This window comes from Floricoccus tropicus (assembly GCF_001832905.1).
GTDB lineage: Bacteria > Bacillota > Bacilli > Lactobacillales > Streptococcaceae > Floricoccus > Floricoccus tropicus.
This window is the reverse complement of the sequence record NZ_MKIR01000024.1, coordinates 150920-171388: the sequence shown is the minus strand read 5'-3', so window position 1 is coordinate 171388 and position 20469 is coordinate 150920. Positions and strand designations below refer to the sequence as shown.

The 20469-nt window shown below is 34.8% G+C and carries 18 protein-coding genes; 4 read left to right on the top strand and 14 right to left on the bottom strand.

Annotated features, from left to right (window positions below; translation table 11 throughout):
- Positions 1 to 14 precede the first annotated feature (14 nt).
- From BG261_RS08865 to BG261_RS08835, 7 genes are all read right to left on the bottom strand, one after another.
- Positions 15 to 1196, bottom strand: coding sequence for an ABC transporter substrate-binding protein (locus BG261_RS08865; RefSeq protein WP_070792966.1), 1182 nt, complete (start codon positions 1194 to 1196; stop codon positions 15 to 17).
- A 202-nt stretch (positions 1197 to 1398) separates the two neighbouring features.
- Entirely contained in the window at positions 1399 to 2181 is a 783-nt protein-coding gene (locus tag BG261_RS08860; RefSeq protein ID WP_070792965.1) for a TMEM175 family protein, read from the bottom strand.
- Between the two features lie 126 nt (positions 2182 to 2307).
- Complete coding sequence (gene dtd / locus BG261_RS08855; RefSeq protein WP_070792964.1) at positions 2308 to 2760, bottom strand: D-aminoacyl-tRNA deacylase; 453 nt, start codon at positions 2758 to 2760, stop codon at positions 2308 to 2310.
- Entirely contained in the window at positions 2761 to 4983 is a 2223-nt protein-coding gene (locus BG261_RS08850) for a RelA/SpoT family protein (protein WP_070792963.1), read from the bottom strand. It abuts the gene before it with no gap.
- A 257-nt stretch (positions 4984 to 5240) separates the two neighbouring features.
- The gene (locus BG261_RS08845) at positions 5241 to 5993 is read right to left on the bottom strand and encodes a 16S rRNA (uracil(1498)-N(3))-methyltransferase (protein ID WP_070792962.1); all 753 of its coding nucleotides are present in this window, start codon (positions 5991 to 5993) and stop codon (positions 5241 to 5243) included.
- A gap of 3 nt (positions 5994 to 5996) precedes the next feature.
- Positions 5997 to 6953 carry a 50S ribosomal protein L11 methyltransferase gene (prmA, locus tag BG261_RS08840; RefSeq protein ID WP_070792961.1) on the bottom strand — a complete coding sequence of 319 codons (957 nt, stop codon included), beginning with the start codon at positions 6951 to 6953 and terminating at the stop codon, positions 5997 to 5999.
- Positions 6954 to 6969: 16 nt separating this feature from the next.
- The gene (locus tag BG261_RS08835) at positions 6970 to 7437 is read right to left on the bottom strand and encodes a DUF3013 family protein (protein ID WP_070792960.1); all 468 of its coding nucleotides are present in this window, start codon (positions 7435 to 7437) and stop codon (positions 6970 to 6972) included.
- Positions 7438 to 7626: 189 nt separating this feature from the next.
- On the opposite strand from BG261_RS08835, the gene bioB reads away from it, so the two are divergent.
- Positions 7627 to 8610, top strand: coding sequence for a biotin synthase BioB (gene bioB, locus BG261_RS08830; RefSeq protein ID WP_070792959.1), 984 nt, complete (start codon positions 7627 to 7629; stop codon positions 8608 to 8610).
- Between the two features lie 144 nt (positions 8611 to 8754).
- On the opposite strand, the gene BG261_RS08825 is transcribed toward bioB, so the two are convergent.
- The 3 genes from BG261_RS08825 to metE are packed head-to-tail and all read right to left on the bottom strand — an operon-like array spanning position 8755 to position 12695.
- Positions 8755 to 9513, bottom strand: coding sequence for a cyclase family protein (locus BG261_RS08825; protein WP_070792958.1), 759 nt, complete (start codon positions 9511 to 9513; stop codon positions 8755 to 8757).
- Between the two features lie 16 nt (positions 9514 to 9529).
- Positions 9530 to 10447, bottom strand: a complete 918-nt coding sequence (gene metF, locus BG261_RS08820; protein ID WP_083318317.1) for a methylenetetrahydrofolate reductase [NAD(P)H] — start codon at positions 10445 to 10447, stop codon at positions 9530 to 9532.
- Between the two features lies 1 nt (position 10448).
- Complete coding sequence (gene metE, locus BG261_RS08815; RefSeq protein WP_070792957.1) at positions 10449 to 12695, bottom strand: 5-methyltetrahydropteroyltriglutamate--homocysteine S-methyltransferase; 2247 nt, start codon at positions 12693 to 12695, stop codon at positions 10449 to 10451.
- A gap of 167 nt (positions 12696 to 12862) precedes the next feature.
- Between metE and BG261_RS08810 the strand changes: the two genes are divergently transcribed.
- Positions 12863 to 13786: a LysR family transcriptional regulator gene (locus BG261_RS08810; protein WP_070792956.1), complete on the top strand. Its 924-nt coding sequence runs from the start codon at positions 12863 to 12865 to the stop codon at positions 13784 to 13786.
- 114 nt (positions 13787 to 13900) lie between these two features.
- On the opposite strand, the gene BG261_RS08805 is transcribed toward BG261_RS08810, so the two are convergent.
- From BG261_RS08805 to BG261_RS08790, 4 genes are all read right to left on the bottom strand, one after another.
- On the bottom strand, positions 13901 to 14797 hold the full coding sequence (locus BG261_RS08805) for a homoserine O-succinyltransferase (RefSeq protein ID WP_070792955.1): 897 nt from the start codon (positions 14795 to 14797) through the stop codon (positions 13901 to 13903).
- A gap of 58 nt (positions 14798 to 14855) precedes the next feature.
- Positions 14856 to 16010 (bottom strand): N-methyl-L-tryptophan oxidase, encoded by a 1155-nt coding sequence (gene solA / locus BG261_RS08800; protein WP_070792954.1) that lies wholly within the window; start codon positions 16008 to 16010, stop codon positions 14856 to 14858.
- 13 nt (positions 16011 to 16023) lie between these two features.
- Complete coding sequence (locus tag BG261_RS08795; RefSeq protein WP_070792953.1) at positions 16024 to 17298, bottom strand: O-acetylhomoserine aminocarboxypropyltransferase/cysteine synthase family protein; 1275 nt, start codon at positions 17296 to 17298, stop codon at positions 16024 to 16026.
- Between the two features lie 516 nt (positions 17299 to 17814).
- Positions 17815 to 18390 carry a TetR/AcrR family transcriptional regulator gene (locus BG261_RS08790; protein WP_070792952.1) on the bottom strand — a complete coding sequence of 192 codons (576 nt, stop codon included), beginning with the start codon at positions 18388 to 18390 and terminating at the stop codon, positions 17815 to 17817.
- A 157-nt stretch (positions 18391 to 18547) separates the two neighbouring features.
- Between BG261_RS08790 and BG261_RS08785 the strand changes: the two genes are divergently transcribed.
- A complete protein-coding gene (locus BG261_RS08785) occupies positions 18548 to 19507 on the top strand; it encodes an amidohydrolase family protein (protein ID WP_070792951.1) in 960 nt (319 codons plus the stop codon).
- A gap of 1 nt (position 19508) precedes the next feature.
- Positions 19509 to 20456 carry an alpha/beta fold hydrolase gene (locus BG261_RS08780; RefSeq protein ID WP_070792950.1) on the top strand — a complete coding sequence of 316 codons (948 nt, stop codon included), beginning with the start codon at positions 19509 to 19511 and terminating at the stop codon, positions 20454 to 20456.
- Positions 20457 to 20469 lie beyond the last annotated feature (13 nt).

Genomic DNA, 20469 nt, shown 5'->3' with positions numbered 1-20469 from the left:
AACTTTTTTCATTATTATTTTTCAGGGTTTACTACTTCTGCTTTAGATTCTACACCATTATCTAGAGTTACGATAACAGCAGACTTAACTGGATTATGATTTTTGTCTATAGTCATAACTCCTGTAACTCCGTCAAAATCTTTAATCTCAGCTAATTCTTTGGCTAGTTGAGCTGAATCTTCAACCTTACCATTTTCAGCAGCCTCTTTTATCATATAAACTGCATCGTAAGCAAGAGCTGCAAAGGCAGATGGTTCTTGATTATTTGCTGCCTTGAAATTCTTTATAAAAGGTTCTGTCTTTTTACTTGCAGGTGCTTTGGGTGAAAATGCTGCTACATAATGAACATCTGTCGCTGCCTTTTTACCTGAAAGTTGCACATAAGTATCTGATGCAAATCCGTCACCACCAATTATTGGAGCAGTAATTCCAAGTTCACGTGCTTGTTTTGTAATCAGTCCTGTTTCATTATAGTAACCTGGCATTACAATTGCATCGTACTTAAGATTTTTCACTTTTGAAAGTGTAGCTTGGAAGTCTTTATCTCCTGATTGGAAAGTTACTGTATCTACAATATCTCCTTTGAAATTCTTCTTAAATGAAGAATAGATACCTTTAGCATAGTCACTTGAATTATCATAATAGATTAAAACTTTTTGCGCCTTCAAGTTATTAGTGACATAGGTTGAAATAATTCTTCCTTGATCACTGTCTTGGAATATTGTCCTAAAAGCAAATTCGTTAAGACGACCGTTTTTCATTAATGTTAAACTATCATCTGATCCTGAAGGTGTAATTAAAGGAACACCTGCTTGAGTCATATTAGGGATTGTTGCTTTTGCAGCTCCTGATGTGGCAGGTCCTACTGCTGCTACTACCTTATCATTTGATACCAAACTACTTGCAACACTGGCAGCTTCCGCATTATCAGATTTGTTGTCTTTAGAGACAACTTCTATTTTTTTACCATCAATTCCACCAGATTCATTAATTTCTTTAACTGCTAAATCAGCTCCCATTTTTTCTTGTGAACCATAGGCAGCTACAGCTCCTGTAAGTTCTAAATTATAACCAATTTTAAATGTATCACCAACTTTATTTGCTGCACCTTCTGGCGCTCCAATTGGCGCTTGAGCACACCCAGCGAGTGATAAAGTTGCTAGAACAGCTAAAGCAGATTTAACTACTTTTTTCATATTTTAAACCTCTCCAAATTATTCATACTATTTATTTCCAAATATAATATCGTATTATATTAAATTGTCTGAAAATTGTCAATAATAAAATTCTTTAAACAGATTAGACTGTTACAAAAAAAGGAAGCTAAATAATACTTCCTTAATAACATATAGAGTCTTATATATCTATGGATAAGGCTCTTATTTACAAATTTGTTTACTATAAATACTCTTCCCTTTTTCTATTATCAATCGCCATAAAAACGAAGCTCAATATTGGAAGGGTTATAAATAACCAGCGGCCAATGCTTGGATTGATGTATCCAAAGATAGTCAAAATAACTGCCCAAATAAGGGATATGAGTAAACGTCCTAATGAAATCTTTTTAGAAAGCTCACCAGTAACTTTCATACCTTTAAATCTTTCTTTAGAAATAGCATAGTTCAAGAATCCTTGACTCAACCTAATTAAGATGAAGGCGACCCCATAATTCAACACTGCAAAACTTGTTGGCTCAACCATTATCCATTTAGTCAATAAAGGAATAATGGATAATATTGCCATAAATATAAAGTCAAATACTACTATACTGTCGGTTATTTCATCTACATCATCATACATTTTATGATGGGTAATCCAGAAGTCGGCCATTAGGAAAAATGATACTAAAAATATCCCAATGCTTTCTAAAAATTCACCATAACCACTATTCCCAGTTGGAATTGGTATCTCAAGCAACATAACTGTTGTTATTATAGCAATTATTGCATCATTAAATAATTCCAAATGTTCACGTAATCTTTTATTTCTTTTATGAGCACGCGCTTCGCCAAGTTTCCTCATCTCATTAGGAATTTCTTTTTCATCCATATCTTTAAACTCTGGATGATTCTGCAAAAACTCTCCTTGCATTTCTTGACGAGTTTTTATTATTTCAGCTTCTTTTTCTGACTTATTTTTCATTCTTCTTTTTTCTAAAGAATTATTTTTTTCTCTAACCATTTTCTTTTTTGCCTCTGCATTTTATTTAGTTTTTTAAGATTCAATCTAACGAATTTATTTTAAATAAAAATGCCTAACCTGTCAAACTATAGGTTAAACATTTTTCTCTTTTTAAAATATATTGATTTATCTCACTTCAGCAGTATCAAGTACTATAGTAACAGGTCCATCGTTTACAAGACTGACCTGCATATCTGCACCAAATATACCTGTCTGAATATCTTCAATACCCTCTTCTTTTAGTTTTTCATTAAAAGATTGATAGCATTTACTAGCATAGTCAGGACGCCCTGCCTTAGTAAAACTTGGACGATTACCTTTTTTTGTATCAGCATATAGAGTAAACTGGGAAATTGATAAAATACTTCCTTGAATGTCCTTAACTGATAGATTCATCTTGCCATTTTCGTCCGAGAAAATTCGCATATTAGCAATCTTTCGCGCAGCATACACTATATCAACTTCGCTATCTGCGTCTTCCACACCAACAAGCAAGAGCAAACCATCTTTTATCTGTCCCACAACTTTGGAATCAATTGATACACTGGCTTGTGAAACTCTTTGTATTATAATTCTCATCTATCCATTTGTCCTTTTAACCGAATAAACGTCTGGAACCATCTTTATCTTATCAACAACGAAAGTTAGCTCATTAAGATTCTTAATGCCCAATGAAACATGGATATTTGCAGTTTTCATATCCTTACTTGGAACAGCCGATACTGAAATCAAGTTCTTAGTTGTATTACTTAAAACCTGTAAAATATCGTTTAAAAGACCTGGACGGTTGAAGCCATATACATCAACATTTGCAACATATTCCTTATTGTTAGAAATGCTAGAATCTTCCCATTCAACATCAATCAGACGGCTTTCGTAATCTGGTTGCGCCTTAACATTTTGGCAATCACTTCTGTGAATTGACACACCACGACCTTTAGTAATATATCCAATAATATCATCACCAGGTACAGGATTACAACATTTACTCATACGAACTAGTAGACTGTCGATGTTTGCAACATTCACTCCACCATCATGACGGACCTTCATTACATCAGTCTTAGTCTTTTTAACCTCGCCACCTTGCATAAGCTCTTCAGCTTCTTGGCGTTGTTTTTCACGTTCTCGCTCGCGGCGTTCCTCTTCAGTTAACTTGTTGAAGACACTTATGACCCCTGTCTCACCAAAACCTATTGAGGCAAAAAGTGCATCAGCATTCTTAAAGTTTAATTTATCGCAGATATCATCAAGGTGCTTCTTATCAAGGTATTGATTAGCAACAAAATCTTGTTCTTGCAAGTAATCTTGAAGCATCTCACGACCTTTATTAACAGATAATTGCTTGTCTTGATTCTTGAAAAAATTCTTAATTTTATTTTTGGCTTTATTGGTTTTAACCAATTTAAGCCAGTCTCTACTTGGTCCAAATGAAGATTTGCTTGTTATGATTTCAACAACATCCCCTGTTTTTAAAACATGAGTAATTGGAACCATACGTCCATTAACCTTAGCTCCAGTAGCTTTATCTCCTACTTGAGTGTGGATGGCATAGGCAAAGTCAATTGGTACACTTCCTGCTGGTAATTCTTGAACTTCTCCATTAGGAGTAAAGACATAAATCTTTTCTGCAAAGATATCCTCTTGAACCTGTTTAACAAAATCTTGGGCGTTATTACTTGCATCTTGAAGTTCAACAAGTTCTTGAATCCAGTTTAAATTCTGATTAAGCTCTTCAGCCTTAGGTGATTTTTTGCCTTCCTTGTAAGCCCAGTGAGCCGCAACCCCATATTCAGCGATTTCATGCATCTTTTGAGTTCTAATTTGGAATTCGATTGGTCCTTTAGGGCCATAGACAGTTGTATGGATTGACTGATAACCATTTTCTTTTGGGTTTGCAATGTAGTCTTTAAAACGTCCTGGCATTGGCTTCCACAAATCATGGATGTAACCAAGTGTAGTGTAGACATCACTAGTTGTATCTAGAATACAGCGGATTGCAATCAGGTCATAAATTTCATCAAAGCGCTTCTTCTTATCGTGCATCTTTTTATAGATAGAATAAATATGCTTTGGTCGACCATAAACATCAGCATCTTCAATACCAACATTTTCAAGCTGCTCTGAAAGTTTACCAACAACTTCCTTAACCAAGGCTTCTCGGTCCGCACGTTTTTCATTCATTAGACCACGAATACGATAAAATTCCGGTTCATTAAGGTAACGGAATGCTAGATCTTCGAGTTCCCACTTAATGCTACTAATCCCTAAACGATGAGCAAGTGGTGCATAAATTTCCATTGTTTCCGTCGAAATACGCTTTTGTTTATCAGGACGTAGATGCTTAAGAGTACGCATATTATGAAGACGGTCAGCAAGTTTGACCAAAATCACCCGCATATCACGACTCATAGCCATTAGCATCTTACGGTGATTTTCCGCTAGTTGTTCCTCATGCGACTTGTATTCAACCTTACCAAGTTTTGTAACCCCATCAACGATATTTCTAGCATCAGTACCAAATTCACGCTCAATATCATCAAGAGTGTAGTCAGTATCTTCAACTACATCATGTAAAAAACCACATGAAACAGTGACAGCATCAAGTTTTAAGCCGGCTAAAATACCTGCAACCTGAATTGGATGCACAATATATGGTTCTCCTGATTGTCTATATTGTTTAGCATGGGCCTTTGTCGCGTAGTCAAGAGCCTTCTTGACCATACGGACATCCTTTTCATTCATGTAAGTAGAGGCGATTCGTACAACCTGTGCGCCCGTCAAATTTGGTTCAGTAGCCATGTTTTCTCCTAGGGTTTAATTATCTTGCCTAAAATAAAATGTGACATTTAACTAGTTGTAATAATCTTCTGTTATTGTCCAACTTGTATCCAGCCACTCTTTATTTTGTCTGCCAATCTTTGAATAAAGAAAAAAGTTATTAAATATCTCTTTTGCATAGTCTTCAAATTATTAAATATTATTCTAACACCATTTATAGGAAAAAAAAAGCACAATGCGTGCTTTATGAATGCTTTAGTGAATAATTATCCACTTTGTTAATTTTTGTTCAATAATTCTAGATAAAAACTAATTGATGAAAGTGCATAAAGAGGTGCAGTTTCGGCTCTCATGATTCTTGGACCAAGACCAATAAGCTTAGCTCTCAAACCCACTAACCTATCAATTTCACTAGGACTGATTCCACCTTCTGGCCCAAAGATAATTAATATTTTTTGCCCCTTTTTAGCTTCTTGTAAGGCCTGCACAAATGTTGAATTTTCGCCTTCCTTAGCTGATTCTTCATATGCCACTAAAACATGATCAAAATTCTTAAGTTCTCCTAGGAAATTAGCTTTATTTTCAAAAAGTTTTACCTCTGGAATCACTAGTCTTTTACTTTGTTCAGCAGCCCCAAGGCAAATTTTACTCAATCTTTCCTGACGCTTGGCAATTTTTTTACCATCAAGTTTAGTGACTGACCAGTCTGCTGGAAATGCCCAAAGTTTATCAGCTCCTAACTCAGTTACTTTTTGAGCCAAGAAATCAAGCTTGTCGCCTTTTGGAAAACCAACTGCAATAGTCACGCTAACTGGTAGCTCAGTATCTCGCTCAAGATATTCAAGAATTTGAACATTTTGATTTTCAACAACTTTAGCCAAAGCAAGCTTTTCTTCATTAAATACTAACTGAACTTCATCCCCCTCTTTTAGTCGCATAACGCTAAACATATGATTAAAGGTATCTTTATCTTCAATTTGAATTATAAAACCAATTTTTGAAGCATTCTTTTTAATAAAGTATTGTTGCATGATTTATCCTCCGATAACTCCCATAACATCGTCAGTTTTTTTGAAGATGCAAGCATTCCATTCACCTTGTTGAATACGAGTTTCAAGGAAAAATCCTGCTTTTTCAGCTGATTGTCTAACCATCTCCCACTTGCTTTCAATGATTCCACTCATAATTAAATAACCATTATCTTTAACAAGACGGTAAGCATCTTCTGTCATTAAGACTAAAATGTCAGCTAAGATATTTGCGACAACGACATCAGCTTTTTTCTCTACACCATTTAGTAGGTCACCCACTGCAACATGGATATTTGTCATTCCTTCATTTAAATCAATATTTTCTTGAGCGACATTTACAGCCACTTGATCTAAATCATAAGCATAAATTTCCTTTGCTCCTAGTAATGATGCTGCGATTGATAGAACACCTGAACCAGTACCAACATCAAGCAATGTTTCTCCTCCACGAAGGATTTGCTCTAAAGCGTATAAAGACATTTTAGTTGTTGGGTGAGTCCCTGTACCAAAAGCCATACCTGGGTCAAGTCTAATAATTTTTTCAGATTCATTGATTGGCTCATAATCAGTCCATGAAGGTACAATAGTTAAATCATGGCTAATTCTCGTTGGTTCATAGTACTTTTTCCAAGAATCTGCCCAATCTTCTTCTGAAAGTTGGTTAGAACTTACTTTAACATCACCTACTTCGATTCCAAAAGTTGCTAGATTCTTAATTTTTTCTTCTACTTCCACTAAAATTTCTGAAATTACAAGATTTTCAGGGTAGTAACCAGCTATTATAACAACATCAGATTGTTCAATTTCTGGCATAATTTCACCGAAATTATCCACGTGATCTAAATAGTCAGCACTATCTTCAATTGCCAAACCTTGAGCTCCTGAATTAAGCATAATTTCACTAGCTGCTTCGACAGCCTCACGACCAAGTTCAACAGTTACTTCTTGCCATTTATCCATAATTATCTATAACCTCCTAGTATCTTGGGTACTTAAAGAATTCAGTTTCAACCAAAGCGGCAGTCTTTTCGCCAAAAGCGGCAGCGTCAAATTTAGCTGAGAATTCCTCTGCTTCTGGATCTGCTAAAAAGTCCATTAAATCATCAAGACCTTGATCTGCAGTTTCCTGTAAAAAGTCAACAAAAGCTGCAATAAATTCTTTAGATAGACCTTTTTCACTATAAGGTATCGTTGCAAGATATTCCTCAGCATCAACGCTAGATTTTTGTGGATTATAGAAAATCACAGCGTCCTCGTACAAGATATTCTCAGCCGACTCAACGTCATCAGCATCAACGATAGCTAGACCGTCCTTGTTCTCTGCTTCCAAAAGAAAAGCAAGTTCTACTGCATGATTCTTTTTATCCCAGTTAATTTCATAGTCATATGAAAAATTTTTATCAAGTTCGTCATTCAACTGACTTAAAAATCCTAATTTTGCCATTTTTATTTCCTATTCTATTCTTTAGATTATCCTTATTTTAACATATTTGGTAAAAGTTATAAGGGATATTATTTGAAAAGAAATTCTTCAAAGTGATGTTTAACAATTTTCAAAACATCTTGCAACATTTATAGTTAACCTATATAATTTTATGTAGGTTACTAATCTAAAAATATCTGAGGAGAATCAATGGACTACTTAAAACTTGCCCAAGAAATTATTGACGGAACTAGAGAAATTACACCTGATGAAGCGCTCTATATCTTAGAAAGTACTGATGATTGGTGGGCTATCTATGCTGGTGCCGTAGCCTTAAAAAATGGAATTTCTGCCAATGAAGTTAGACTCAATACTTTACTAAACGCTAAGAGCGGACTTTGTGCGGAAGACTGCGGATACTGTGCACAGTCTAAGTACAGTGAAGCTGAAGTAGAAACCTACGGACTAATTCCTAATGATGAAATCATTAAGAAAGCATTGATAGCTAAAAAGAATCACGCAAGTACTTTCTGTATTGCAATGAGTGGAACTCGTGCGACTATGCGTGAACTAAAAGTCATGGGTGCTGCTCTTAGAACTATTAAAGAAGACTTGAACTTAGAGCTATGTGTATCAATGGGACTTCTTGATAGTGAACAAATTGACTACCTTAAATCAGTGGGCGTTGACCGTGTAAATCATAACCTTAATACTCCAAGGGATAATTACGATAACATTACTACTACTCACAGCTATCAAGATCGAATTGATACCCTTGATAGATTGAATGAAGATGATGTAAATATCTGTTCTGGATTTATTTGCGGTATGGGTGAGACGGACGAGCAACTAGTAGAGATGGCTTTTGACCTAAAAGAAAAGAATCCTTACTCAGTTCCTATGAACTTCTTGCTACCGATTGATGGTACTAAATTAGAAGGAAGACACGAACTTACACCACTTCGTTGCTTAAAAGTTGTCACAATGATTAGATACCTCTTCCCACGTACAGAGATTCGCATCAGCGCAGGACGGGAATATCATTTAGCAGAAATGCAAAATCTAGGTATGCTCCTTGTAGATTCGATTTTCCTTGGAAATTACTTAACAGAAAAAGGCGATCCTGTTGAAAAAGATATTGAAGCAATTCACAAACATGGATTGAAGATTTATGAAGCAGTAACAGTAAAATAAGATTGATTAGAAAAAGCCAGACCTCACTCAATGAAGACTGGCTTTATTATTATATAGTTGATTAAAATAGAATTACCTTCGTTTTACTACGCTGTCGATTACACTTAAATAAGCAAGCTTATTAGTATAAATCGCAACGATGTATTAATCTATTTTTAAGTGACTGTATTCTGTGATTGCAAAAGCTCTTACACCAAATCCAGGTGCATCTTTAAACTTTGGTAAGCCAAGTAGGATTGCTGATCCTGCTGATGGAATTTGTTCAAGATTAGTTAATACCTCAACCTGATATTTATCTTGCGATAGCCAGTAACGTTCACCAACGATGTCTTTATTTTCTGTGACATCAATTGCTCGGTCGGTATCTAAAGTTTCATGACCAATGGCATGAACACCACGCTCTCTATCTAAAAACTTTAATGCTTCTAACGACCATCCGGGTGTATGTGCCTGACCATTTTCATCAATATTATAAAAAGCTTCTTTTTCTCTCCATTTTTTAGACCAGCCGCTAGAAAAAGCTACGAAACTACCTGCCTCAATTTTCTCAAATTCAGCCTCAAAATCTAAAATATCTTGAACTGTAAGAAGATAATCGGAGTTTTGTTTGACCTCATCTTCCTTATGGATTACATACAATGGTAGAACTAATTCATCCAAGGCTATATCTTGTAAAGATCTCTTACCTTCAGCAAAATGAACTGGTGCATCTAAATGTGTTCCATACTGGCTTACTATCGTATATTCTTTGGCTAAAAAGCCATCATTTTCTACTGTAAATAAGGTAGTCTCTTTAAGGGGAGAAAATGCTGCAAAGTATGGAATTGAATCAGTAACATCATGTGTCAAGTCAATCCATTTTTTATCTTTTAAAATTTTAATACTATCTAAAATTTGACTCATAAATTCTCCTCTTAAATTATACTGCCAACAATTCTTCAAGCTTTGTCAGAAATATTTTGTCCTGTTTTTCTTGTAAACTTGCTTCTTCCTTCTTAAATAATGGTGCAGTGTTCTCATATATGTGTTTAGCAACTTGAGCATTATTCATGGTGTAAAGATGAATACCTGAAACTCCCTGTGTTGTAAGATCAACGATTTGATCAATTCCATAAGCAAGGCCTGCAGCTTTTAATGATACTGGATCATTTTCATATCTATCCAATATTGCTAAGAATTTTCTTGGAAGTTTTGTCTGCGTTGTATTAAGTAGTCGTAAAGCTTGATTACGATTTACAATGGGCATGATTCCTGCAAGGATTGGAACTTCAATTCCTGCAAGCTGACAAGATTCTTGGAAGTTGTAAAAGAGGTCATTATCAAAAAATAACTGAGTAATAAGTCTATCACAACCTGCATCAACCTTTTTCTTAAGATTATTAATATCAGCAATGCGGTTTATTGATTCTGGATGAACTTCTGGATAGCAAGCTCCTGTAACTTGAAAATGAGGAGCTTTTTCCTTTACATAAGAAGTCAAATCGCTAGCATATTGGAAATCATGAGTTGGTTCAAATCCTTCAACTATATCACCTCTGAGAGCTAGTAACTGATTAATACCTAATTCATCAAGTTGTGTCAATATCTTATCAACTTGTGCCTTTGTCAAATAAGCTGCTGGAAGGTGAGCTATACTTGAAATGCCTAATTCTTTTTGAATATAATCAGCCAGCTTAAGGGTAGTATCCTCAATATTTTTTTGTCTATTAGAACATGTAACACTAATAAAGTCTGGCTTTAAACCTTGAAGACCTTTGAGTGTAGTATATATTTTTTCCTCTCCCACCTGTGTATTTGGTGGGAAAATCTCAAATGAGAGACTTGGATAATTGGACATATTAATATTCCTTTCGTACGTCTTTAGCCGCCTGTGTAAGATTTACAAGGCTAGCCCTTGTTTCCGGAATACCACGTGTTTTAAGTCCGCAGTCAGGATTCACCCAAACTTTTTCTACAGGGACTTTAGTCAAGATGGTATGGATTGTTTTAGTAATTTCTTCGACTGATGGGATACGAGGAGAATGGATATCGTACACCCCTGGTCCTACTTCTGTCTGGAAATTCTTAGCTTTTAGTTCGTCTAAGATGTCTAGGTTAGAACGTGACGCTTCAAATGAAATAACGTCTGCATCAAGCTGGTCAATTGCTGGAATGATATCTGTAAACTCGCTATAACACATATGTGTATGAATCTGCGTTTTCTCATCTACCTTGCTGTGAACCAATCTAAAGGCTGGGATTGCCCAGTCAAGATACTCCTTAAACCAGTCACTCTTACGTAGCGGAAGTTTTTCCCTCAAAGCTGCTTCATCAATCTGGATAATTCTGATACCATTTTTCTCGAGGTCAAGTACCTCTTCTTGAATGGCAAGGGCAATCTGTAAAGTTGACTCTCTAAGACTTATATCCTCACGTGGGAATGACCAGTTAAGAATGGTTACAGGTCCTGTCAACATCCCCTTTACAATCTTGTCAGTTTGTTCCTGAGCGTATGCTGACCACTTAACAGTAATTGGTCGCTCGCGCACCACATCACCCCAAATAATTGGAGGTTTTACACCACGAGTTCCGTATGATTGAACCCATCCATTTTGACTGAAAAGATAACCTGACAAGTTTTGACCAAAGTATTCAACCATGTCATTTCGCTCAAACTCACCGTGAACTAAGACATCTAAGCCAATCTCTTCCTGCCAATTAAGCCAGTCCTTAATTTGGTTACCGATGAAAGTATCATATTCTTCTTGCGAAACTTCACCCTTCTTAAGCTTGGCACGAATTTGCTTAACTTCCTTGGTCTGTGGGAATGAACCAATAGTTGTTGTCGGTAAAAGAGGCAATTTGAATACTTCTTTTTGGATAGCTTCCCTTTCAGCAAATGCTGGCAAACGTGTAAAGTCAGCCTCTGTCAATCCATCAATTTTAGTGGCAAGTTCTTGATTTTTAGAGATTCTTTCCTTAGCAAATAAGGCTTTATTTTGGTCCAAATATTCTTGACCTTCACCTTTTAAAATTGCTTCAAGTTCCTTTAATTCCTTTAATTTTTCCTTAGCAAAGGCAAAATGTTCAAGGACTTCTGGCTCAAATTTTTCATTTTCACTTGTATAAGGTACATGAAGTAGAGATGATGATGTAGTCAGTACCAAATCCTCAATTCCTAAATCTTCTAAGGTAGATAAACTATTTTGGTAATTATTTTTCCAGATGTATTTTCCATTTACAATACCTGCAAATAACTTTTTATCTGCTGGGAAATTATCTTTGATTAATTCAATATTTTTAGGACCTTCTACAAGGTCAAGACCGATTCCATCAAAATCCAAGTCAATTAGCTGACTGTAAATGTCTCTTACGTCACCAAAGTAAGTTTGAAGAAGGACTTTTAATTTTTTATCCGCTAAAAGTTCGCTATAAATTTCTTTGAAAAGACTAATGTCTTCAGGACTCAAATCTTTTACAAGGCTTGGTTCATCTACTTGAATCCATTCTGCACCAAATGAAGCTAGTTTTGCGAAGATTTCTTTATAAGCTGCAGTCAAATCCTTAGCAAAATCTTTGGCACTTAGCCCTTCTGCATAATCACTAAGTTTTAGTAGAGTGAATGGGCCAACAATTACTGGACGGCTTGTGATTCCTAGCTCTTTTGCTTCCGCAAACTCATCGAAAATCTTAGTTCCAGTAAGTTTAATTTTAGTATCTTTTGTAAACTTTGAAACGATATAGTGGTAGTTTGTGTTGAACCATTTTTTCATCGGAAGGGCTTTGACATCACCTTTTTCACCCTGATAACCACGCGCAAGAGCAAAGTACTTATCTAAGTTTGACAGGTCAATTGTCTCAATTTCTTTAGGTACAATATTTAATAAAAATGCTGCATCTAAAGTATTATCATAAAGAGAAAAATCATTAGAAGGTATAATATCAATTCCAGCATCCTCAACTTCCTTCCAGTGCTTTTTACGAATATCTTTTGTTATTTGTTTAAATTCATCGTCTGTAATTTCTTTTCTGAAATATTTTTCAGTCGCAAATTTTAATTCTCTATGTTCACCTATACGGGGAAAACCAATAATTGTTGTTGTCATAAAAAACTCCCTATCTATCTCTTATCTTTATTTGCTTTCTTTTCCTTATTTCAAAGCTATAACATATAAATTAACATATAGAAACTTTTTTGGATAACTGATAATAAACATAGATCGTTATAGTCAAAAGCTATAACCTTTGCTATAATTATAGAAAGGAGTATGAAATGAGAATACAACAACTTATTTATTTAGAAAAAATCGCTGAAAAGGGTTCTATTAATGAGGCTGCTAAAGAGCTCTTTCTAACACAGCCTAGTCTTTCAAATGCCATCAAGGAACTTGAAAGCGAAATGGAGATTCAATTACTTTTAAGAACCAAAAACGGTGTTTCTTTGACACCTGAAGGAAGGGAATTCCTTGTTTATTCAAGGCAAATTCTTGACCAAGTAAATCTATTAGAAGAAAAATATAAAAATAAATCACCGAGAAAACAAGCTTTCTCAGTATCTGCCCAGCACTATGCCTTTGTAGTTCATGCTTTTGTTGAGCTTGTAAAGTCAATCAACAGTGATGAGTATCAACTTACTCTGAGAGAAACTGAAACTCAGAACATCTTAGATGACTTAACTAACTTTAAGAGTGAAATCGGAGTTCTCTATCTGAATTCCTTCAACAGACAGGTGCTGTCAAAACTTTTTAAGGAAAAGGGATTGATTTTTACACCACTTTTCGATGCTAAGCCACACGTTTTCATTAGTCGTTACAACCCTCTTGCCAAGCAGAAATCTATTAAGCTAGAGGATTTGGAAGACTATACTTACCTGTCTTACGAGCAGGGTGAGAATAACTCATTCTACTTTTCAGAAGAAATTTTGAGTACTTGGGATCGTAAGATGGAAATCAAGGTTAGTGATCGCGCCACTATCTTTAATCTTATGGTTGGGCTTAATGGTTACACTATCAGTTCAGGGATTATATCAAGTGAGCTTAATGATGATAAGATTGTGGCCATTCCACTTGAATATGAAGACACTATCCAATTTGGTTGGCTCAAACAAGAGCAGCGTGAACTTAGCTCTACCGGAAATAAATATCTAGACCTTCTTAAGGAACATATAAGGGGTTACGGATTCCATATTTACGAATAAAATATAGTCACTTAAAAATGTACAACGTAGTAAAACGAAGGTATTTCTATTTTAATCAACTATAAAACGACGAAAGAGGAGAACTTTCGCCGTTTTTTTTGATTTTCACATACACTATTTAAATCTATAAGGAGTTTTTTGATAAATATAATTTATCCAATTATGGTAGAGGAGATAGGCTTCAGAGCGCCATGTGTTCTTCATGGTATCAGCTGTATCTGATAAATAATAATTATGGGGCTTTGCCGTACCTATTCCTGCTTGATTATCTCTCACATATTCTTTATGTAAGCTGTCGGTCTCGTATTCCATATGCCCGAGAACGAATATATTTTTATCATCCTGAGACGATAATATTAATGGTCCAAGCTCACTATTAGTTGATAGAACTTTAATTGGAGCTTTGCTTAACTGCTCTAAATCAAGTCCTGTATATCTTGATTGAGGACTATCAAAAGTATCACTAAATCCACGGAAAAGATATGTCTCTTCCTTAATTTCATTTTCATAGAGCCCAAAAATTTTCTTGTCAAACTGAACCTTATCGACCCCGTAATGATAGTAAAGACTTGCTTGTGCTCCCCAACAAATATGTAGGTTTGAGGTAACGTTGGTTTGGCTCCAAGCCAAGACTTTTTTTAATTCTTGCCAGTAATCAACCTGCTCAAAGGGTAGAGTCTCAACAGGTGCTCCAGTTATGATTAGTGCGTCATAAAAGCTGTCTTTTATATCCTCGTAAGTTAGATAAAAGTCATCAAGGTAGGTTTTTTCGGTATTTTTGCATGTATGACTTTCCATCTGAAGGAAATCAACTTCAAGCTGGAGCGGAGTTTGAGATAGAAGCCTGAGGAATTGCAACTCAGTTTCTATTTTATTGGGCATTAAGTTTAAAATGGCAATTTTCAACGGTCTGATATCCTGACTTAAGGCTCTCTCAGTTGTTAGGGAAAATATTCCTTCCTCTTCCAAAAGTGCCTTTGCAGGTAGGTCAGTTGCTACTTTAATGGGCATTATTCACCTCCTTATCTTTTTTAATTACCCAAAATAACTGGAAGCTATTTTTTAGTTATTAATCTTTAACTTTTTCTGTAATTTTAGTAAAACGATCTAGTGCAAATGGACTTAAATCAAGATTTGTTTCTTCTTTTCCTAGAGCACGATTAGCTAATATGTGTCCAAGTACTGAAACAAACTTGAATCCATGACCGCTTAGACCTGTAACAATTTGTGTTCGATCATCTAGCCAGTCAATAATAAAATCTTCATCAGGTGACATGTCGTATGAACAAGTCTTACCAAAATCAAGTTTCCCAGTACCTATCAAATAAGTACCTAGAAGATTTTCAACTTCCTTTGCATCTTTATCATCATCATATTCATATTGCTCTTGATAATTTGAAATATCTTGTCCGCCATCATGACGACCTATTTTAATTAAGTTGTCAGATCCTGGGAAGCCATAGTATGTTTCATTTGATTTAAGATTGACAGTAAAACATGGAAAACCTTTTGTCTCTAGAAGGTTTTCATACTCGGCTTCAAACCAATGGAATGTTTTTCTTACAGGCTGGATGGGCAGATCAGGATATAGACTTTTCACCCAAGAACCTGCTGATACTACAAGTTTTCTTGCCTTATATTCAGCATTATCAGTGATTATTCTAATATAATCTGGCTCATTAATTATCTGAGAAACTTGTTGATTAAAAGCCTGGGTTGCTCCGTATTCCTTAGCTTTCTCAAGATATTCTTTAATAATAATATCTGTCCTTAAATAACCTGCATTTTTTTCATAAATCGCCTTGTAGTCATCATCAAAATTCCAAGTATGGAATCTTTCATTCAGTTCCACGGCTGTCAAAATATCTATTGGTAACCTATATTTTTCAGCACTTGAAAGAATATTTTTATAAAAATCTGACTCTTGAGGAGCGATGTTTACTATTCCAACTTGATGAAGAAATTTTTCCTCAGTTTGATCCTGTAATTCCTCCCAAAGACTTTGGGCTTCTAGAAGAAGAGGAACATATTTGTCACCTTCACCGTATGCATGGCGAATTATTCTCGTTTGCCCATGATGTGTGCCAAAGTCATGAGGTGGTTGATAGCTATCAATTTCAAGGATCGAAGCCCCCTTTCTACTAGCATAGTAACCAACTGCAGAACCAACTGATCCACAACCTAAAACAGCTAGATCGTATATTTTATCTTCATTTTGCTTCATATTTCACTTCCTCTTATATTGCATCTAAAGCTTGACTTAAATCCGCTATAATATCGTCTACGTTCTCAATTCCAACAGATAAGCGAATTGTCTCAGGTTTAATTCCAGCTTCTGCCAACTGTTCCTCGTTTAATTGTGAATGAGTCGTCGATGCCGGATGAATAATGAGCGACTTAGCATCGCCAACATTTGCTAAAAGCGAGAAGAGTTTAACATTGTTAATTAACTCCTTACCTGCCTCTGCCCCGTCCTTCAAACCAAAGGTAAAGACCGAGCTCGTTCCTTTAGGAAAATATTTCTCAGCTAAATCGTGATATTTACTCGATTCAAGACCTGGATAAGATACCCATGATACTTTAGGATGGTTTTCAAGATATTCCGCAACCTTTTGAGCATTCTCAACATGTCTCTCAAGTCTAAGTGATAAGGTTTCAAGACCTAAAAGCGTTAACCAAGAGTTAAACGGGGAGATAGTGGCTCCGGTATCCCTTAATAAAATTGTCCTTGCTCGTGTAATATATGCTGCAGGACCAGTTGCATCCGTCCATGATATCCCATGATAACTATCATCAGGCTCTACTAAGCTTGGAAACTTACCATTAGTCCAATCAAATTTACCGGAGTCAATGATTGCTCCACCTAGGGCAACACCATGTCCTCCAATAAATTTCGTTGTAGAATAAACAACTATATCTGCTCCATATTCAAATGGTTTGAAAAGATATGCTGTCGCAAAGGTATTATCCACAATTACTGGAATACCTGCTTCATGAGCAATTTCTGCTATCTTATCCAATTCAACAATGGTAGTATCTGGATTTCCTAAGGACTCAACGAAAATTGCTTTTGTATTTTCTTGAATAGCCTGACGGAAATTTTCTGGGTCACTTGCATCCACGAAACTTGTCTCAATACCAAATTGAGGTAATGTATGGGCAAAAAGATTATATGTTCCACCATAAATAGTACTTGCTGAAACAACATGATCTCCTGCTGAGGCAATATTTTGAATGGCATATGTGATAGCTGCTGATCCTGATGCAGTAGCAAGTGCACCTACACCACCTTCCAGTAAAGCAAGTCTTTGCTCTAAAACATCAGTTGTTGGATTAGTAATTCTAGTATAGATATTACCAGCATCAGCTAAACCAAAACGAGCTGCCGCATGATCTGCATCATCAAAAACATAGGATGTTGTTTGATAAATTGGTACTGCTCGACTTCCTGTTTCCTTGTCTACTTTTTGTCCACCATGTAATTGAATAGTTTCAAATGCCTGTTCAGTCATATATTTTATTTCTCCTTAATTTATTATTTATCCACTTCTACTACACATCTCAACTTCCATTATTCTTTTTGACTAACCTCCTTTATCTGGTACAGCTTTTTGAATTTCCAAAAACTATACAAAAAATCCTTAGAGATTTCTCTCTAAGGATGCTGCGACACATGGTACCACCTTAGTTCACAATTTATCTATTTTAATGCCAGTAAAAATAGATAGATTATCTCAGTCCACACAAGATTTGTATGGTCTTCCTTTAACGGGGAAGATTCGTTTGCTATATATAAATAGACAACCGCTCTAAAGTCATTTTCAGTTTGTATTACTTTGCTCCCTCTCACCAACGGATACTCTCTTTAAAAGAATTTCAAACTTACTCTCTTTTTCCATGCGTTTTGTTTGAGATTCATTTTATAACAATACAAACTTAAGTCAATAAAATATGGGTTATAAAAATTTAATAGGGATATAAAAAAAATTAATTAAGAAAAAAACCATATTACTACTTAGTATTCAGAATCATTTAATTCTGTTCTCAAACATATTTTCCATTTCAATACCTTGACTTGTTAAAGCTGAACTTGTCAACTCAACCAATAATTTAGATAATTGTTCAGGTCTTTCCATTTTTTCTTGTCTTAACCATTCCATCACCACACCGATATGTGCATTTACTATATAATTGCTAACAAAAATACTAAGTTTTTTATCATAGGTTTGAGAAAAAATAAAATCTTTATAAATATCAATCCCTATTCTATACATTTCACTATTAAACTGCGGCCACATATTACTATTATTAAAAACTTTAAAATATATAGAATTTTGGTCAATGTATGTAAGATAATTATAATAAAATTCTTGTGAATTTTCACTATTGGATTTTGTCGTCGTTGAAAGCCCCTCTAAATAATAGTGTAAAACCCAATCAAAAAATATTTCCTTAGTTTCAAATAAACGATAAAATGTTGAACGACTTATTTTTGCTTCATTAATTAATTCAGAAACCTTAATTTCTTCTATAGGTCTATAGGTTAATTGATGGCTCAAGGCTTCCAAAAGCTTTTCCTTACTAGATGGTAATTTTTTTTGCATATTATACACCCTCATTGGTTTTCATTAAATTAAATCTAACATATATAATTGGCCACTTCAACATATTAAATATGAAACACTATTAGAAATTTTGTACCTTATTTTTCCATATCTCTTTCAATATAATTAACTTATAAATACAACAAAGGAGATAACAATGCTAGCAAAAGTTAAAAAAATAGATTTTCACACACACTTTATTCCAAAAGCCTATAAAAATTTTTTAAAAGACAATTTCAATGATCTGGCAGATGGAGTTAAAACTCCCGAATGGACAGTAGAAGATCACCTTAATTTGATGGAAGAAGAAAATATTACTCATTCAATAATAAGTCTTTCAAGTCCTCACCCTAGTCATGCTACTAAGAATGAATGTTTAAAGCTTATTAGTGAGATAAATAAGGAAGGCTTAAACTTAGTAAAAAATCACTCAAATGATTTTTCCTATGTTGCAAGTTTACCTCTTCCTTATATCAATGAAAGTTTAACTACTATAGATAATTTGAAGAATGAAGTAATTGGATTTTCTTTCCCAACAAATAGTAAAGGACAGTACTTAGGTAATGAAAAATTAAATCCAGTAATGCAAAAACTTAACGACATAAAGTCACTGGCTTTTATCCATCCCACTGAACCATACGAACAAAATATTGAAGCAGGAAAAAATATAAAAACTCCCCTAATGGAATTTTTCTTTGATACTACAAGAACTCTAGCTAACATGGCTGAGTCTAATATATTCACTAAATATCCTAATATTATTTGGATTATTCCTCATGCAGGAGCTCTTATACCAATAATTGCTCAAAGAATATCTGAAGGGAATAAATTTCTTTCTAAGAATGAAATTTATTCTCCTGATAATTTACTACAAATTATGAATAACCAAAATATATACTTTGATTTGGCAGGTATGGTGTTACCTTATCAATTACCTACATTACTACAAATCACAAGTTCTGACCATTTTCTATATGGATCAGACTTTCCATACACACCAATTCATGTGATTGATGGCCTAGCCCAACAGTTAGAGGAGACAAAACTAATAACAGAGATAGAAAAACAAGATATTTTCTATAAAAATGCTGAAAAATTACTGGGAGGAAAATTTTAATATGACATATGAACAACCAAAGTTAAACCATGATAGTGAAAAATTTAAGAATGCTCAGATGGCAGAGCTTGCATTACTAAAAGCCTATAATTTGAAAGAAATAGATCACTGGTTTACTCTTAAAGATGGTTTAAGGATTAGAGTTTCCGAAATAGGTGAAGGTAAGCCAGTATTTGTAGTGCCTGGAAATACTGGAGATATGTTTCCCTTTATTCCTCTATTATCAGAACTCAATGGATATAAATTTTTTATCTTCAATCGCCCTGGCGGAGGGCTTAGTGATGGCATGAACCATGAAAAAGTCAATAACATTAGAGAATTTGTCGTAAATATCATTGATGAAGTGCTAGATAAACTTGAACTTGATAAGGTTGACTTCATGGCACATTCAATGGGTTGTCATTGGTCTCTTTGGTATGCTATGTCACATCCTGAAAGAATACATAGTATGAACCTTATAGCCAATCCCGGTCGCGTTATGCTTGAGAAGATCCCACTTCCTCTAAAGGCCATGACACTCCCAATTATAGGAAATATAGCTGTTAAAGCACTAGTTCCAAAAAAACGTTCTCAAGCCCTTAATGGACTAAGAAGAATGGGTACTTCTGATACAGCACTTAAAAAAATGCCCCAAGAATTTAGTGAATGTTACTACTATTTTCAAAATCTACCAAATTATCAAATGTCTACTTTGAGTTTACTTAAAACATTTAATGCAAAAGCAGAAAATGCTATAAATGGAAAAGAATTAGAATCAATTTCTATTCCTATTCAATTAATCTGGGGTGAAAACGATACTTTTGCCAGCATTGAACAAGGGGAAAAAATCGCTAAATCATTTCCAATAGGTCAATTTAAACTGATTAAAGATGCCGGACACATGCCTTGGATAGACCAACCTAAAGCAGTTGCAGAAGCAGTAAAAACATTTTTGAATACAAAATTATAGAAAGTTTAAATAA